The organism is Amycolatopsis sp. NPDC004772, assembly GCF_053601215.1.
Map to the genome: position 1 here is coordinate 1 of NZ_JBSGBK010000185.1, position 1,121 is coordinate 1,121.

General features: G+C 67.7%; 1 protein-coding gene. It reads right to left on the reverse strand.

Annotated features, from left to right (window positions below):
• Window positions 1-98: 98 nt before the first annotated feature.
• Complete coding sequence (locus tag ACWEF6_RS42900; RefSeq protein ID WP_449688193.1) at window positions 99-968, reverse strand: hypothetical protein; 870 nt, start codon at window positions 966-968, stop codon at window positions 99-101.
• Window positions 969-1,121: the final 153 nt, after the last annotated feature.

Sequence of the window (1,121 nt, forward strand, 5' to 3'; positions counted from 1 at the left end):
TCTTTTCTTGGTTGTTTTCACTTTCTATTTTTTTCTTGTTTTTTTTTTGTTTTTTTTTTTTTCTTTTTTAAAAAACCCGCTTTACCACTCACGACCGCTCACTCGGCCGGCGCGCCGATCGCGTCCTCGCGTTCGGCGCGGCGGCGCAGCAGGTCGTACTGGCAGCCCAGCTCGTAGGCCTGGTCCTCGTACTCGCGCTGGGCGGTCAGGTGCGGCCGGACGCACTCGCTGTAGTGGCGCAGGTCGTCCTGCTCCAGGGAGCCGTCGCGGAAGGCCGTCCAGAACACCAGCGTCGCCGACACGACCATGACGAGCGCGACGAGCACCGCCATCAGCAGCGCGAGCCCGTTCATCCCGGACAACAGCCCCTCGGTGGAGACCCGGACGAACATCACCACACCCATCAGGCCCACCAGCAGCCCGACGGTGAGCAGGCTCAGCTTCGCGCCGGTGGACAGCTTGCTCCACTCCAGCTGGCGGCGGTGGTTCTTGTGCTGGCGCTGGTTGTGGCCCAGGTGGTGCAACGCGGTCGCGGCGCCCCCGGTGGCCAGCACCGAGATCACCACGCTGATGAGCAGGGGCAGCCCGACCGGGGCCGTCCAGTCGACGTTGAACACCGAACTGGCCAGCCACAGCATGATCGGCAGGTCGACCACGGTGACGGTGAGCAGGGTCAGCACCCGGGTGAGCCGGTTGACGCGGCGGTGGCGCAGACTGCCCTGCGCCTGTTCCAGCTCGATCAGCTCGTCGTACAGCTCGGCCTTGGCCTGGGCCTGTGCGACGGTGAGGTTCTGCCCGTGCGGGCCGACGACGAGGTCGTCCAGCACCCGGTCGGCCAGGTAGCGCAGCTCCCGGATCCGGGCGAGCAGCCGGTCCCCGGCAGCCGAGGAGCCTCCGGTGTGCGGCCCCTCCCGCGGGCGGCGCGGCTGCGGGAGTGGCAAGTTGCGCGTCTCGTCGCTGCTGGTCATGGCGGTACCTCCTCGTCTGCTAGTAAGCGATCTCCACCCGCCGCATCGCGGCGGCCGCGGCCTCGTCGAACCGGCCGCCCACCATCGCCGTCCGGCCGGGCATGTGGGTGGTCGACCTGGGCTGCGGCCCCGGCTCGATCACCCTGGGCCTGG